The 15,813-nt window shown below is 73.0% G+C and carries 9 protein-coding genes; 6 read left to right on the top strand and 3 right to left on the bottom strand.

The genetic code is table 11. The annotated features are described in order from the left end of the window. Positions 1–3 precede the first annotated feature (3 nt). Positions 4–162 (bottom strand): lasso RiPP family leader peptide-containing protein, encoded by a 159-nt coding sequence (locus tag AC4IJH_RS01620; protein WP_490849604.1) that lies wholly within the window; start codon positions 160–162, stop codon positions 4–6. Between the two features lie 885 nt (positions 163–1,047). Here AC4IJH_RS01620 and AC4IJH_RS01615 point away from each other — a divergent pair. Genes AC4IJH_RS01615 through AC4IJH_RS01605 form a run of 3 tightly spaced genes read left to right on the top strand, consistent with a single transcriptional unit; the run spans position 1,048 to position 5,904 of the window. Continuing rightward, on the top strand, positions 1,048–1,488 hold the full coding sequence (locus AC4IJH_RS01615; RefSeq protein ID WP_490849603.1) for a pyridoxamine 5'-phosphate oxidase family protein: 441 nt from the start codon (positions 1,048–1,050) through the stop codon (positions 1,486–1,488). A gap of 35 nt (positions 1,489–1,523) precedes the next feature. Then, entirely contained in the window at positions 1,524–4,691 is a 3,168-nt protein-coding gene (locus tag AC4IJH_RS01610) for an amino acid adenylation domain-containing protein (protein WP_490849602.1), read from the top strand. Beyond that, a complete protein-coding gene (locus tag AC4IJH_RS01605; protein ID WP_490849601.1) occupies positions 4,684–5,904 on the top strand; it encodes a cytochrome P450 in 1,221 nt (406 codons plus the stop codon). The genes AC4IJH_RS01610 and AC4IJH_RS01605 overlap by 8 nt, the downstream gene beginning before the upstream one ends. An 86-nt stretch (positions 5,905–5,990) precedes the next feature. Here AC4IJH_RS01605 and AC4IJH_RS01600 read toward each other — a convergent pair whose 3' ends face one another. Next, on the bottom strand, positions 5,991–6,902 hold the full coding sequence (locus AC4IJH_RS01600; protein ID WP_490849707.1) for a glycoside hydrolase family 19 protein: 912 nt from the start codon (positions 6,900–6,902) through the stop codon (positions 5,991–5,993). A gap of 304 nt (positions 6,903–7,206) precedes the next feature. Between AC4IJH_RS01600 and AC4IJH_RS01595 the strand changes: the two genes are divergently transcribed. Continuing rightward, positions 7,207–10,434: a S41 family peptidase gene (locus AC4IJH_RS01595; protein WP_490849600.1), complete on the top strand. Its 3,228-nt coding sequence runs from the start codon at positions 7,207–7,209 to the stop codon at positions 10,432–10,434. Positions 10,435–10,619: 185 nt separating this feature from the next. Beyond that, positions 10,620–10,751 (top strand): hypothetical protein, encoded by a 132-nt coding sequence (locus AC4IJH_RS01590; RefSeq protein WP_490849599.1) that lies wholly within the window; start codon positions 10,620–10,622, stop codon positions 10,749–10,751. A gap of 90 nt (positions 10,752–10,841) precedes the next feature. On the opposite strand, the gene AC4IJH_RS01585 is transcribed toward AC4IJH_RS01590, so the two are convergent. Beyond that, the gene (locus AC4IJH_RS01585) at positions 10,842–11,132 is read right to left on the bottom strand and encodes a hypothetical protein (protein WP_490849598.1); all 291 of its coding nucleotides are present in this window, start codon (positions 11,130–11,132) and stop codon (positions 10,842–10,844) included. A 285-nt stretch (positions 11,133–11,417) separates the two neighbouring features. Here AC4IJH_RS01585 and AC4IJH_RS01580 point away from each other — a divergent pair, with 285 nt between their 5' ends. Beyond that, complete coding sequence (locus AC4IJH_RS01580; RefSeq protein ID WP_490849597.1) at positions 11,418–15,788, top strand: cation-translocating P-type ATPase; 4,371 nt, start codon at positions 11,418–11,420, stop codon at positions 15,786–15,788. Positions 15,789–15,813 lie beyond the last annotated feature (25 nt).

Genomic DNA, 15,813 nt, shown 5'->3' with positions numbered 1-15,813 from the left:
AGGTCAGCCTACGGGCGGGACGTGCCAGTACCAGGGGGCGTAACCGCCCTCGAAGAAGGTGCCGATCTGCCCGCCACGGGTCAGTTCGGCGAAGGCGCCGACCTCCTCCACGACGGGCGGCTCATAGATGTCCGGCGGCTCCGTCTGCTCCAGCTGCTCCACGGGTCCTCCCCTTTCCGAGTGTCCTGCCTCTCGGGCGCCTGGCCCCTCGGCCTCGGCCGCGCGGCCCGGTGCCCGCGCAACAGCGGAATTTCCCCCGTATCGCCGCCGGTACGCCCGGCAGCGACGGCGTCCACTCGAAGGTACGAAGCTCGTCCGGCGCGGCAACCGGCCGGTACGCAGGGCCGATCGGGCCGCTCCGCACGCGGGCCGTGCCGCCGTTGCCGTCCCACAAGGCGTGCTGCGGCCTGAGCAGCACAACCCCGCCCCCCATCCGGTGCCGGGCCGGATCAGGTACCGAGGTGAGCAGGTCAACACGAGGGTGTATTCCGCCGTCGGCGGCGGTGCACGGCACACTTTCGGCCATGCCCGGTGGCGGTCGTGGGCCGAAACCGGCGCGGGTGGTGAACATCACGCCGGTGTCGGCCGGGGGCCTTGGGAAGGGAAGGGAATCGGCCCATCCCGGCTGCCGTCGTCCGCGCCGCGCGGTCGTGCTGGCTCAAAATGGCGGCCGTCTTCCCGCTTCCCTTCGGGGATATGGCCGGGCGTGGCCGAGAAGTTTCCCTCCGCCCGGTAGTGGAGTTTCGGACAGTCGCCCGGGGAATGGTTTCCCGGGCGCTTTTCCGTGGGTGGGCTTCTGGCTTATGCATTGAGCTGCCGGGTGTTGAGAGTTGAACAGAAATTGCCCAACGGCGGTCCCCGGTTGTGTCGTTGACATAGGGGCGTGGCGATTCCTACTGTCTGCCTGGCTCGATGAGCGGTAACTCGACCCGGCGTTCCGTCTATTTGCTTGAAGGGGCGCCGTTCGCCTGCGCTCGGCAGCGCGAGGCTTTGACGAAATCTTGATTAAGTCTTTCTGAAGTGGAGTGTTTGGCAGTGGAACTGGCCATGTCTGTAACGGCGCGCGAGGCGTTTCTTGCGGCTCTGCATGTGGGAGTCCTGGGCGTGCACGACCCGCGTGGCGAGAGCGCGCCGCTGCTCATCCCCGTCTGGTACGGCTACGAGCCCGGCGGAGAGGTGATCGTGCAGACCGCGCGGGAATCGGTGAAGTTCCGACTGCTGCGTGACGCCGGCCGGTTCAGCCTGTGCGTGCAGAGCGAAACGGCTCCCTACCAGTACGTCAGCGTGGAAGGCCCGGTGGTGTCCGTGACCGACCCGGTGCCCGCGCCGGAGCGTGCGGCGCTCGCCGAGCGGTACCTGGGGCCGGACACGGCCGCCGACTATCTCGCCGCCAATGCGCACCAGTTGGCCGATGACGTCCTGGTGCGCATGCGGCCGCAGCGCTGGCGTACGGCCGACTTCGCCGCCTTCGCCGCAGAGTTCAGCTGAGGCGTTCGACGATGGCGACGACGGGAAATACTTCGATGACGCTCGACATGACGGCGGCCGAACCCTGGACGGCTCCGGATACCAATGGCACGCCATACGCCACGTATCTCAGGGACCAGACACTCCATCAGCTCTTCGATGTCCAAGCGGTGTTACGCCCGCGCGCGCATGCCGCATTGCACCACGGCCGTACCCTGAGTTACGGCGAGCTCAAGGAGCGTTCCGACGCATTGGCGGCCCGGCTGCGCGACTCCGGGGTGCGCCACGGTGATTTCGTCGGAGTGTGCGGAAGCCGTTCTCTGGACGCGCTGGTTGCCTTCCTGGGAATTCTCAAGGCAGGCGCGGCGTATGTGCCGCTCGACGACACCTATCCGCCGCAGCGGATTCAGGCGATGGCCGACGAGGCGGGTGTGCAGGCCGTCGTGATCCTGCCCGGCAGCGTCTGCCGGGTACGGCGGGTGCGTACCCGTATCGACCTGGCCGGAACTGCGGTGCCCGCCGGGCCCGTTGAGGTACCCGGGCATGAGGCCGCCGCGACGGACTGCGCGTACGTCATGTTCACCTCGGGGACGACCGGCCGCCCCAAGGCGGTGGCCATACCGCACCGCGGCGTGGTCCGGCTGGCAGTATCGGACCTCGTCACGCAGCGGCCGCGGCCCGGCGAGCGGGTGCTGCACGCCTACGCGCTGTCCTCGGACAGCTCCACGATCGAGATCTGGGCCACGCTGCTGAGCGGCGCCTGCCTGGTGCTGGTGGACCGCGAGGAGCTGCTGTCCCCCGCGGCGCTGGAGGAGCGGCTGCTCGCCGAGCGCGTCACCATCGCCTATCTGACCACCGGGGTGTTCCACTACGTGGCCCGCACCCGCCCGCAGGTGCTGCGGACGCTGCGGTTCGCCTCCGCGGGCGGCGAGGCGCTGGATCCGGGGCTGACCCGCGCCGTGCAGGCGGCCTGCCCGGACACCACCGTGGTCAACTTCTACGGCCCGACCGAGAACAGCGTGGTGACCACCGCGCACCTGGTGCGCGATCTGCCGCCCGGCCAGACGGCCGTGCCCATCGGCCGCCCGCTGGAGAACTCCGCCTGCTTCGTCGTCCGCGAGGACGGCACGCTCGCCGAGGTGGGCGAGGAGGGCGAGCTGTGGGTCGGCGGGGACGGCCTGGCCCTGGGCTATCTCGGCGACCCCGGCCTGACGGCCGCCCGCTTCGTCGACGCCCCCTTCGAGCCCGGCACGCGCCTGTACCGCACCGGTGACCGTGCCGTGTGGCGCGAGAACGGCGAGCTGGAGTACCGGGCCCGCACGGACCGCCAGATCAAGCTGCGCGGGTACCGCATCGAGCTGGACGAGATCGAGGCGCGGCTGCGCGCGGACGACACGATCGGCGAGGCCGTCGTGGAACTGGACGCCGACGCGGACGGCGAGGCCCTGATCGGGTACGTGAGCCCGGCCCGGCCCGGTACGCCGGTGCCGCTCGCCCAGGTCCGCAAGGACCTCGCGGCCTGGCTGCCGGCCGCTGCCGTGCCCGCGCGCCTGCTGGAGGTCGCCGAGTTCCCGGTGACCGCGGCGGGCAAGGTCGACCGGCGCAAGCTGCGCGAACTCGCCGGAAGAAGCGGTCAGCCGACGAGCGGGGACGGTGCCCGGTCGACGACGGACGAGGCGGCGGGCAAGAAGGCAGCCGTGGCGCGGGAGGGCTCCGGCCTGGAGGTGGCGCTGGCCGACGTCTGGGAGGTGGTGCTGCGCGTACGCCCGGCCGCCGACGACAGCTTCTTCGACATCGGCGGCGACTCGCTGCTGGCGGCCGAGGCCGTCAACCGCACCGTCGCCGCACTCGGCATCGACCCCCGCCACGGCAGCACCCTGGTCCACAGCCTGCTCAAGGAACCCACCCTGGGCGGCTTCACCGCCGCGGTCGCCGCCGTACAGGACAACCGCACCTCCCCCGCCGCCCCCGCGCCCGCGGTGGACTTCCGCGCCGAAGCGCGCCTGGGCTTCCCGCTGCCCAGCCCCCGGGAGCCCGCGCCCAACTGGCGCCGGCCCAAGGAGGTGCTGCTGACGGGCGCCTCCGGCTTCGTCGGCGCCTTCCTCCTGGACAGCCTCCTGCGCTCCACCGACGCCCGGATCCACTGCCCGGTACGCGGCCGCGACAGTGCGCACGCCCAGCAGCGGGTGCTGGCGAACCTGGCGCGCTACGGCCTCTGCCACCCCGACGCCGCCCGGCGCATCGTGTGCTTCCCCGCCGACCTCGCCGAACCGCACCTGGGCCTGGACGCCGACCACGCCGGGCAGCTCGCCGACTGCCTCGACCTCGTGCTCCACTCGGCGGCGCAGGTCAATTTCCTCTACCCCTACGACGCGCTGCGCCGGGCCAATGTCGAGGGCACCAGGGAACTCATACGCCTGGCGGCGGTGCGCGGGGTGCCCGTGCACTTCCTGTCCACCGTCGCGGTGCTGGCCGGATTCGGTACGGCGGGCGTGCGGCACGTCGCGGAGGACCTGCCCCTGGACCACGCCGACGGGCTCACCATGGGCTACGCCGAGAGCAAGTGGGTGGCCGAGGAGGTCCTGCAGGACGCCGCGCGCCAGGGCGTCCCGGTGGCGGTCTACCGGCCGTACGAGATCACCGGCGACCGGCGCACCGGGGCCTGCAACACCGAGACGGCGATCTGCTCGCTGTTCAAGACCATCGCCGAGACCGGTCTCGCGCCGGACATCCCGCTGCCGATGGACTTCGTACCGGTGGACTACCTGGCCGACGCGATCGTGCACATCGCCACCGGGCACCGCACGACCGACCGGACGTACCACCTGACCAACCCCCGCCCCGCCACCTTCCAGGACGTGCTCGACCGGATGCGCGGCGCGGGGCACGAGATCCGTCAGCTCCCCTACGACCAGTGGGTCGAGGAGCTGGTCCGGCACGTCGCGCAGAACCCCACCAGCGCCACCGCGCCCTTTGTGTCGCTGTGTGTCGACCGCAGCAACAAGGCGGACATGTCCGTCAAGGAGATGTTCTTCGAGGGCACCTTCCCGACCCTGGGCCGCGCCAATGTCGAGCGCGACCTCGCCACCAGCGGCCTGGACTGCCCGCCCGTCGACGCGGCCCTGCTCGACAGCTATCTCGAGTACTTCTACGCGACCGGCTACATCGAGCGCCCGCGGGACGGTGCCGCCGGACTCCCCCGGGAGGAGCGAGCGCATGCCTGAGCCCCCTGCGCCATCGGATCTGCCCACCGCGGCGCAGCTCATGGACATGCCCGTGCCGCCGCCCGGCACGATGGGCCCGCCGGTGGAGTACGAGCAGCTGCGCCGGCAGTGCCCGGTGGCGAAGGTCCGGCTGCCGATGGACGCGACCGCCTGGTACGTGACCCGGTACGCCGATGTCAGGGAGCTGATCGCGGACGACCGGCTGCGCAGGCCGAGCATCAACGACTGGCCGGTCCACCCCGGCCACAGCCCCGACGACGAGCCGGGCCTGATCACCATGATGGAGCTGGACGGCCCCCGGCACCTGGCCCTGCGCAAGGCCTTGGCCGAGCCGTTCAGCGTCCGCTCCGTGCGCCGCTACCTGCCGGGCATCCGGCGCTCGGCGGACCGGCTCCTGGACGACTTCGCGGCCGGGGGCAGCCCGGGCGATCTGGTGTCCGGCTACCTGGAGCCGTTCCCGCTCCTGGTGATGTGCGACCTGGTCGGCATCCCGTACGAGGACCGCGAGTCCTTCCTGCCCAAGGCCGACGCCGCGCTCGCCGCGATGCTCACGCTGGAGGAGGGGCGCAGGGTCACCCGCGAACTGCGGGAGTACATCACCGCGTTGATCGCACGGAAGCGGCGGGAGCCCGGTGACGACATGATCACCGAGCTGGTCCGCCGGTGCGACCGCGGGGAGCTGCCCGAAGAGAGCGTGGTGAACTTCGGTCTCTCGATGCTGGTGGCCGGATACCGTACGAGCACGATGTTCCTGGCCGATGCCGTGGTGGCGCTGCTGACCGAGCCCGGCCAGTACGCCCGGCTGCGGGACGACCGCGACCTCATGCCCAAGGCGGTGGAGGAACTCCTGCGCTACGTACCGGTGATGAACGGCGTGGTGGTCCTGCAGGCCGTGGAGGATCTCGAACTGCACGGGCAGAGCATCCGCGCGGGCGACGCCGTACTGCCCGTACTGGCCGCCGCCAGCCGCGACGAGGCGGTGTTCACCGACGGCGACCGCCTCGATCTGTCCCGGGCGGACAACCCGCACCTCATGTTCGGCCGCGGGGCGCACAACTGCATCGGCTCCCACCTGGCGCGGGCCCAGATGACCGTGGGTCTGGAGGCACTGCTGGACCGCTTCCCCGGCCTGCGCCTGGCCGCGGGGCAGGAGCCGGTGTGGAACGACACGTCACCGAGCAAATCGCCGCTGAAGCTTCCGGTGAGCTGGTGACGGGCGGCTCGGTGGACAACCGACAGCCCTGAAGCAACCGTTGGGCCCCACCATGATGCGGTGGGGCCCAGCGGTGCCGCCCGGGGTCAGCAGCTCAGGTTGTCGCCCGGTGTGGTGCCCAGGATCTGCACGAACTGCTGGTAGCGGTTGATCCGGCTCTGCACCTGTGCCGGGTTGCCGCCGTCGCACTCCAGGGTGCCGTTGATGGAGCGGATCGACTCGCCGAAGCCGTGGCCGTCGACGATGGCCTGGTGACCGGTGTAACTACCCGGTCCCTTCTGGGTGTTCCAGTACCACAGGCCGGTCTGCCAGGCGACGGCCGGGTCCCGTTCCACCAGCCACGGGTTGTTCAGCAGGTCGATCTTGAGTGCCTCGCCCGCGGCCTTGTAGTTGAAGTTCCAGCTCAGCTGGATCGGGCCGCGTCCGTAGTAGGCGGCGGTGCCGGCCGGGCAGCCGTAGGGCTGGGTCTTGTCGCAGTAGTGCGGGTAGTTGGCCTGATTCTGCTCCACGACGTGGACCAGGCCGCCGGTCTCGTGGCTGACGTTGGCCAGGAAGGCGGCGGCTTCCCGCTTGCGTACGGTCTCGCTGCCGGTGTTGGTGAAGTCCGGGTACGCGCGCAGCGCGTCGACCAGGCCCTGGTAGGTGTAGAAGGCGTTCCGGTTCGGGAACATCTGGTTGAACTGCGCTTCGCTCACCAGGAAGCCCGAGGGGTCGGGGTCGGTGCCTCCGGTGCCGCACTCCCCCTTGTCCGCCCACACGCCCCACTGTCCGGTGGTGCCGGGCGTCTCACCGCGGGTCCACCACTTCGCCTGCCAGTTGTGGTTCCCGTGCGAGACGGTGGCGCCGTTGGTGTAGACGGCGCCGGAGTCCCACGCGGTGGAGCAGGCGGGTGCGGCGGAGCGGGCCGTGGGGGCCGCGCCGGCGGGGGCGGCCGGTATCAGCACTGCCAGCAGCGCCGCGGCCCCGGAGAGCGCGGAGAGGGCGAGTGACGGTCTCAGCTTCCGGGGGCGGGTGAGGCGGTCTGGGGAGTTCGTCTGACGGGCGTACGTGCGCGCGTTCACTCTCTACACTCCTCGTCGCGGCGGCGAGCTGCGGGTCGGCGAGATGGACTGGGCGCAGTCAACCCCTCTTGGTCTATACCAGTCAAGGGTGTGGATCAGTTTGCCGCCACCTTGCCCCGCGGCGTCCCGCGCGGCGAGAATTCCCAAGTCGCCCATCAGGCAGACGGGTTTGTCTCCGTAGACGGACCGCTTCGGGAGACGACCGGTCAGCGATGGAGCAGAACCAACACGGGGGTGTGCTGTGACGGGACTCGCCTACCTGCGGTACCCACATCTCAGGGGTGAGCTGGTCACGTTCACCGCCGAGGACGACATCTGGCTCGCGCCGCTCGACGGCGGCCGCGCCTGGCGGATCAGCGCCGACAACCGGCCGGTCTCCCATCCCCGCATCTCCGCGGACGGCACCCGCGTCGCCTGGGCCTCGACGCGGGACGGCGCCCCCGAGGTGCACGTCGCGCCGGTGGACGGCGGACCGTCCAAACGGCTGACCTACTGGGGCAGTTGGGGCACTTCGGTGCGCGGCTGGACGCCGGAGGGCGACGTCCTGGCCATCACCTCGCACGGGCAGGCCTCCTGGTGCCGCAAGTGGGCCCATGCCGTGCCGCTGGACGCAGGCCCGGGCCGCCGCCTGCCCTACGGCCCGGTCGGCGACGTGGCCCACGGCCCCGACGGCCAAGTCCTGCTGCAGTCGGCCAGGCTGGGCCGGGACGCCTCGGCCTGGAAGCGCTACCGGGGCGGCACGGCGGGCAAGCTGTGGATCGACCGCGCGGGCGACGGCGCGTTCGTACGCCTTCACGAAGACCTCGACGGGAACATCGAATGCCCGCTCTGGGCCGGGGCCGAAGCGGGGGACCGGGTCGCCTTCCTCTGCGACCACGAAGGCACCGGCGCGCTCTACTCCTCCTGCCCCGACGCCACGGACCTGCGCCGGCACACCCCGCTCGACGGGTTCTACGCCCGCCAGGCCACGGCCGACGGCACCCGCGTCATCTACATGTCCGGCGGTGAACTCTGGCTCCTGGACGGCCTCGACGGGGCCGAGCCCCGCCGGCTCGACATCCGGCTCGGCGGCCAGCGCACCGACCTCACCCCCCGCCCCGTCAACGCCGACCGCTACCTCACCGCGATCTCCGCCGACCGCACCGGGCGCGGCAGCGCCGTCACCGTGCGCGGCTCGGTCCACTGGATCACCCACCGCGAGGGCCCGGCCCGCGCGCTCGCCGCGCAGCCCGGTGTCCGGGCCCGGCTCTCGCGCACCTTCCACCTCGACGGGGAGGAGCACGTGGTGTGGGTGACGGACGCCGAGGGCGACGATGCCCTGGAGTTCGCGCCCGCCACCGGAACGGCACCGGGCGCGGCGCCGCGCCGCCTGGGCGCCGGCTCGCTGGGCCGGGTGCTGGACCTGGCCATGGCCCCCGACGGCAGCCGCAGCGCGGTCGCCACCCACGACGGGCGGGTGCTGCTCCTGGAGCGGGAGTCCGGCGAGGTACGGGAGATCGACCGCAGCGAGCACGGCCACATCACCGGGCTGGTCTTCGCGCCCGACTCCGCCTGGCTCGCCTGGTCCCACCCCGGTCCCTCGCCCCTGCGCCATCTCAAGCTCGCCAACGTGACCGATCTGACGGTCTGTGAGGCGACGCCGCTGCGCTTCCGGGACTTCTCCCCCGCCTTCACCCTCGACGGCAAGCACCTGGTCTTCCTCTCCGAGCGCTCCTTCGACCCCGTCTACGACGCGCACGTCTTCGACCTCGCCTTCGTCGGCGCCTGCCGCCCGCATCTGATCACCCTCGCCGCGACCACGCCCTCCCCCTTCGGCCCGCAGCGCCACGGCCGCGCCGTCGAGGCGGAGAAGCCCGAGGCGAAGTCCGAGACGGAGGAGAACGACAGCGCGCCCGTCACCCGCATCGACCTGGAGGGGCTCGGCGACCGGATCGTCCCCTTCCCCGTCGAGGCCGCCTGCTACTCCTCGCTGACCGCCGCCAAGGACAGCCTGCTCTGGCTGCGCCACCCGGTACGCGGCGTGCTCGGCGCGACCCGCGCCACCCCGGACGCCGCCGACCCCAAGACCACCTTGGAGCGCTACGACCTCACCAAGCAAAAGTGCGACGAACTCAGCCCCGACGTCGACTACTTCGCGGTCACCGGCGACGGAAAGCGGCTGCTGGTGCACGCGGACGGCAAGCTCCGCCTGGTGCCCTCCGACCGCCGCGCCGCCAAGGACGAGGACGGTGACACCCATATCGCCGTCGATCTGACCCGGATCCGGCAGAGCGTCGACCCGGCCGCCGAATGGCGCCAGATGTACGACGAGGCGGGCCGGATCATGCGCGACAACTTCTGGCGCGCCGACCTCGGCGGCATCGACTGGAACGCGGTCCTGGACCGCTACCGCCCGCTGCTGGACCGCCTGGCCACCCACGACGACCTCGTCGATCTGCTCTGGGAGGTCCAGGGCGAACTCGGCACCTCGCACGCCTATGTGACCCCGCCCGGCAACTACAGCAGCAAGGCGACCCGGCAGGGTCTGCTGGGCGCGGATCTCTCGCGCCATGAGGACGGAAGCTGGCGCATCGACCGCGTCCTGCCCTCGGAGACCTCCGACCCCAACGCGCGCTCCCCGCTCGCCGCACCCGGGGTCGCCGTGCGCGCGGGCGACGCGATCGCCGCCGTCGACGGCCGGGCCGTCGACCCCGTCACCGGTCCCGGCCCGCTCCTGGTCGGCGCGGCCGGCCAGCCCGTCGAACTGACCATCTCCCCGGCGGGCGGCGGGGACCCGCGCCACGCCGTCGTCGTGCCCATCGCCGACGAGCAGCCGCTGCGCTACCACGCCTGGGTCGCCGACCGGCGCGCCCATGTCCACGAGGCCTCCGGCGGCCGGCTCGGCTATCTGCACGTCCCCGACATGGTCGGCTCCGGCTGGGCACAGCTGCACCGCGACCTGCGCGTGGAGGTCGCCCGCGAGGGCCTGGTCCTGGACGTACGGGAGAACAGCGGCGGGCATACGTCACAGCTGGTCATCGAGAAGCTCGCCCGGCGCGTCATCGGCTGGACCCTGCCGCGCGACGGCAAGCCGTACAGCTATCCGGGCGACGCCCCGCGCGGCCCGATCGTCGCCGTGGCGAACGAGTTCTCCGGCTCGGACGGCGACATCGTCAACGCCGTCATCAAGGCGCTCGGCATCGGCCCGGTCGTCGGCACCCGCACCTGGGGCGGCGTCATCGGCATCGACAACCGCTACCGCCTGGTCGACGGCACGCGCATCACCCAGCCCAAGTACGCCTCCTGGTTCGAGGGGCACGAGTGGGGCGTGGAGAACCACGGCGTCGACCCCGACGTGGAAGTCCTCCAGACCCCGCAGGATCACGCCGCCGCGCGCGACCCTCAGCTCACCGAGGCCATCCGTATCGCCCTGGCCGCGCTTGAGGAACACCCGCCCAAGTCCCCGCCCTCGCTTCCCGCACTCCCTTAGCGGCTGCTGCGCGAGCAGGGGTTCGCGCCATGACGTCTCCACGGTTTGGTGGCCATAACTTCACCTGGGCGCAAGACAGTTGAGCGCCGGAGGACTTCTGGGCGGCCGAGAAACGAAGGGAGGTCCGCAGCGGGCGGCCGTCGGCAGCCGGACGCCCACCGGAGGGAAGGAAGGGGGCCATACCCATGGCGGAGTTTGCGGTGGCGGTGCTCGCGAAGGTGGGCTTGGCGCTCGCCGAGGCGGTTGTCGCCCGACTCATCTGGCAGGTGTGGACGGCGTACGTACGGGCCTACCGCGCGGAAGCGGCCGCCGCGTAGCCTCGCGCACCGTCCACGGGCCGTGCCCGGCAGCGCATTTCTTGTACGCGTGCGGGCGCAGGGTGTCCACCGTGCGCCCGCCGCTCGCCCTCAGCCCTTCTGCTTGGTGGCCCTGCCCGATTCCCGGCTCTGCTGTGCCTCCCGGCTTTCCTTCGGCACCTCCCGCTGCCGGCCGCGCACCACCATGGCGGCTCCGCCGATGGCGAGAGCGACCGGCCATTCCAGGGCGCCTGCCACCGCGAGCGCGCCCAGGCCGCCGTAGAAGACGACTTCCCTGGCCGGGGGCGGCGACGGCAGCCAGGAGGCCACCGTGCGGGTGTTGGCCCTCAAGTCCCCGGGGGTGAAGTAGGGCACGGGCAGCCGCGCATGGACGGTGTGCATGCTGAGCCCCTGGTCACCTCCCTGTTCCCGACGCTCCGGGGACCGGCCCGGACCTGTCTCGTGCACCGCAGCGGTCTTCCGACCGGATTCCGCTGTACTGGGCATCCCAACTCCTCGTCTCGCCCGAGTACGGTGTGCTGTGCGTACCCCCATCCTGGCGTGTGCACCACGAAAGCGACACAGCCCGACGCAGTGATGGGGAACGCTGTCCGGTACCGGCTGTCACAGGCAGGGAAGGGCGGGTGGCGCGCAGTGCCTCCGTTGGTGAGCGGCATCTTGCGCACGATGACCCATTCCGTGCTCGGTGGGACCGACGGTGCCGACGGGGCGCGGGTGTGCGTACGCGGCGAGCTGGCGTACCTCGCGGTACGCGGTCTGCGCGAGGGCGACGGCACCGAAGTGGCCGCAGCCGCCAGGGAAGTCGAGCGGAGGCTGGCGGACCTGCCGCAGGTGCGGTGGGCCGCGGTGAACTCCTTCCTGGGCCAGGCCGTGATCGCCGCGGGGGGCGACCCGGCCGATGAGGCAACCGTGCGCGCCGCGGCGGAGGTTGTGGAGCGGGCCGAGCAAGAGCTGGGCCTTAAGGGACCGTTGCCGGAGCATCCGCTGGCCACGGGCGCGGTACGGCGGGCCGGCTGGTCCCTGGCCCTGCAGCTGGCGGCCGTCCCCGTGGCCACCGCGGCCCGTATCTCCCGCCTCACTCCGGTCCCCGCGCCCGTCGCCTCGCTCATCGGGCTCGTCGACACCCAACTCCCCCTGCGCCGCCAGATGGAGCGTGTGGTGGGGACGCGCAACACCGGCGTCGTCCTGGCCGGGCTGAGCGCCGCGGCCCAGGCCGGCGCGGGCGGGCTCCTCGGGCTGGGCGTGGATGCCGTACGGCATGCCCTGCGCATCGCCGAGCTGGATGCCCAGCGCGCGGCCTGGACGGCCGAGGAGTCCCGTCTGACGGGTACGGCGGAACGCGCCAGGGCCGTCGGTGAGAGCACGGGGGCGCGCGAAGTGCCGCTGCGGGACGGGCCCATCGAGCGGTATGCGCGCAGGGCGGGCTGGGTGGCAGGGGCGGCCTTCGCCGGGACGCTCGCCGTCACCCGCCGCCCCCGCCGGGCCGCCGGCGCGATCCTGGCGGCGGTCCCCAAGGCGCCCTGGCTGGCCCGCGAGGCGTTCGCCGCCACACTGTCCCGGGGACTGGCCCGGCACGGCATCGTCGTGGCCGATGGCGGCATGCTGCGGCGGCTGGACCGTATCGGCACCGCGGTCCTGGACACCGAAGCCCTCACCACCGGGGCCTACGTACTCTCCGATCTGATCGCCCTCGACCGGGACACGGCGACCGGCGACCTGGCCGCCGTCGCTCATCGGCTGTTCGACGTAGCAGAGCCCAACAGGACGCGTACGGACGGGAACTGGACGCTAGGACCTGCCGGTGAACTCGCCCCGGACCCTGACGACGGCCTCGCTCGCGCGGGCGGCCGGTTGAGAGCCGCGGGGGCGCGGCAGGTCCTCCTGCTGACGCGGGCGGACCGGCCTGCCGCCGCCATCGGCGTGGCGCCCGAGGTCCACGAGGCCGCGGGCGGCCTCGTCACGGCCGCCCACCGGGCCGGACTGACCGTACTGGCGACCGGCCCGCACACCGACCACGCCGCGTTCGGCGAGACCGACCCCTTGCCCAGCGGCCCGCCGGGCCCCCAACTGACCGATTTCGTCAGGACACTTCAGCGGGACGGAACCGGAGTGCTGCTGCTGTCCCGGGACCGCGGCGCGCTCGCCGCCGCCGACGCCGGGGTGGGCCTCACGGGAGGGGACGGGGCGCCGCCCTGGGGTGCGCAGGTGTACGTCGGCACGGACCCGGCGCGGGCGGTGCTGCTCATCGAGGCGTGCGGGGCCGCGCGGTCGGCGGCACAGCGCGGGGTCCGGCTGGCACAGGTCTCGGCGGGGCTCGGTTCGGCGGTGGCGCTGGCCGGCCGGGCACAGCGGCCGGCCGGGCGCAGCCTGCTGGCCGTCAACGCGACCGCCGCGCTCGCCATGGCCCTGGCCATCTGGTCGGCGGAACAGGTACTGCGGCGGCCCGCGCCGCCGTCCTCGGCCGTACGGCACCCCTGGCACGCGATGACTCCCGAGACCGTGCTCGCCAAGACCGGCAGCACACCCCAGGGCCTGACGGCCAAACAGGTCCGCGGGCGCTCGCAAGCCTGGGACGACGGTCCGCAACATCCCTCCCTGGGGCGGGCGTTCATCCAGGAGATGACCAACCCCCTCACCCCGGTACTCGGCGGCGGGGCGGCCCTGTCGGCGTCGGTGGGGGCCGTCCTGGACGCCGGGATCATCGTCGCGGTGGCCGCGCTGTCCGGGCTGATCGGAGGAACCCAGCGCTACGTCGCCGACCGGGCGATCGCCCGGATGCACCAGGGCACCGCGCTGCCCGCCAAGGCCGTGCGCGACGGGGCGGAGGCCGAGATCGCGGCCCGGGAACTGGTGGTGGGGGACGTGATCTCCCTGGGCACGGGCGATGTCGTGCCCGCCGACTGCCGCCTGCTGGAAGCGCCGGGCCTGGAGACGGACGAGTCCGCGCTCACCGGTGAGTCGCTGCCGGTGGCCAAGAGTGTCGCCCCGGTCCTCTCCCCCGACCTGGTCGGCCGCACATCGATGGTCTACGAGGGCACCACGGTGTCCGCGGGGCACGCCCGCGCCGTGGTCGTGGCGACCGGGACGGCCACCGAGGCGGGCCGTGGCGCCCTGGCCGGGCGGGGTGCCGCTCCGCCGGTCGGGGTGGAGCGCCGCCTGGCGCAGCTCACCGGGAGCGCGCTGCCGGTCGCGCTGGGGTCGGCGGCGGCGCTGATGGCGGCGGGCCTGCTGCGTGGCCGCCCCGCCCGCGAGACGGTCGGCGCGGGGGTGGGGCTGGCGGTGGCCAGCGTGCCGGAGGGCCTGCCGTTCCTGGTCTCGGCCGCCCAACTGGCCGCAGCCCGGCGGCTTTCGGCGCAGGGAGTACTGGTACGCGATCCCCGTACGATCGAGGCGGCCGGGCGCGCCGATGTGCTCTGCTTCGACAAGACCGGCACCCTCACCCACGGCAAGCTGTCCCTGACCGCTGTCTCGGCGGGCGGCACGACGCGGGCGACGGACCGGCTCAAGTCGGCACAGCGGGCCGTACTGGCCGCCGGGCTGCGGGCCACTCCCCGGCCGCGCGGCAGCTTCGGTCTCGCCCATGTCACCGACAGTGCCGTCGTCGACGGGGCGCGGGAGGCGGGCGTGGGCCGTACGGTGTCCGCTCCCCGCTGGCGGCGCACCGCCAGTCTGCCCTTCGAGCCCTCGCGCAGCTTCCATGCGACCCGGGGCCGCTGCGGCGAGGAGCTGATGCTGTCGGTCAAGGGGGCGCCGGAGGAGATCGTGGAGCGGTGCGCCACCCGCGAGGGCCGCCCTCTGGACCGGGCGGCGCGGGAGGAGATCCTCTCCGAGGGCGAGAAGCTGGCCGCCGAGGGGCACCGGGTGCTGGCCGTCGCCGAGCTGCGCGGCGCGGCCGGCGGGAAGCTGACCGACGAGGCCGTGGCCGGGCTGGACTTCCTGGGGTTCCTGGCGCTCGCGGACCAGGTGCGGGGCAGCGTCGCGGAGCCGATCCGCAGGCTGGGCGACGCCGGCGTACAGATCCTGATGATCACCGGTGACCACCCGCAGACCGCCGAGGCCATCGCCCGTGAACTGGGCGTCGTCAACGGCCACAAGGTGGTCACGGGCGGCGACATCGACTCCCTGGACGACACCGCGCTGGACGCCCTGCTGCCCGGCGTCGGCGTCGTGGCCCGCGGGACCCCGGCCCACAAGGTCCGGGTGGTGCAGGCGTTCCAGCGCCTGGGCCGTACGGTCGCCATGACCGGCGACGGGGCCAATGACGCGCCCGCCATCCGCATGGCCGACGTCGGTATCGCGCTCGGCGGGCACGGCACCCCGGCCGCCCGCGCCGCCGCCGACCTCATCGTGACCGACGACCGGCTGGAGACGATCCTGGCCGTCCTGGTGGAGGGGCGGGCCATGTGGGCCTCGGTGCGCCAGGCCCTGGCCATCCTGGTCGGCGGCAACTACGGCGAGATCGCCTTCACCGTGCTCGGCGCCGCCCTCACCGGCATCTCACCCCTGACGCCCCGTCAACTCCTGCTGGTCAACCTCTTCACCGACCTCGCCCCGGCGATCACCATCGCCGTGCGCCGCCCCCGCGCCAAGGCCGCCGCGAGCCTGCTGCGCGAGGGCCCGGAGGCGTCCCTGGGCTCCGCCCTGACCGACGAGACCACCGTGCGCGCCCTCGCCACGGCCCTCGGCGCGATGGCCGGGTGGCTCGCCGCGCGCGGCACCGGCCGCCGCGCCCGTGCCCGTACCGTCGCCCTCGCCGCGCTGGTCGCCTCCCAGCTCGGCCAGACCCTCCTCGTCGGCGGCCGCGACCGCGCGGTACTGGCCGCCTCCCTCGGCTCCATGGCCGCGCTGGCCGCCGTGATCCAGACCCCCGGCCTCAGCCACTTCTTCGGCTGCACACCGCTGGGCCCCGTCGCGTGGGCCCTCGCCCTGACCGCCGCGGCGCTGGCCACCGCGGCGTCCCCCGTCCTTTCTCCCCTCGCCGTGCGGCTGCGGAACTGGCAGCCGCGGTCGTCGTCCGCTGCGGCCACTCGGGCCTGAGGGCGTCGAGCGGGCTGCCGGGCGG

The organism is Streptomyces sp. UF-297 (genome assembly GCF_058245575.1).
This window is presented reverse-complemented; position numbering and strand designations above follow the sequence as displayed.

Bases quoted from the DNA above. Each gene is read 5' to 3' on its own strand.
- AC4IJH_RS01585 (WP_490849598.1), bottom strand. From the start codon at position 11,132: ATGCACACCGTCCATGCGCGGCTGCCCGTGCCCTACTTCACCCCCGGG.
- AC4IJH_RS01605 (WP_490849601.1), top strand. From the start codon at position 4,684: ATGCCTGAGCCCCCTGCGCCATCGGATCTGCCCACCGCGGCGCAGCTC.
- AC4IJH_RS01610 (WP_490849602.1), top strand. From the start codon at position 1,524: ATGACGCTCGACATGACGGCGGCCGAACCCTGGACGGCTCCGGATACC.
- AC4IJH_RS01615 (WP_490849603.1), top strand. From the start codon at position 1,048: ATGTCTGTAACGGCGCGCGAGGCGTTTCTTGCGGCTCTGCATGTGGGA.
- AC4IJH_RS01580 (WP_490849597.1), top strand. From the start codon at position 11,418: ATGACCCATTCCGTGCTCGGTGGGACCGACGGTGCCGACGGGGCGCGG.
- AC4IJH_RS01590 (WP_490849599.1), top strand. From the start codon at position 10,620: ATGGCGGAGTTTGCGGTGGCGGTGCTCGCGAAGGTGGGCTTGGCGCTC.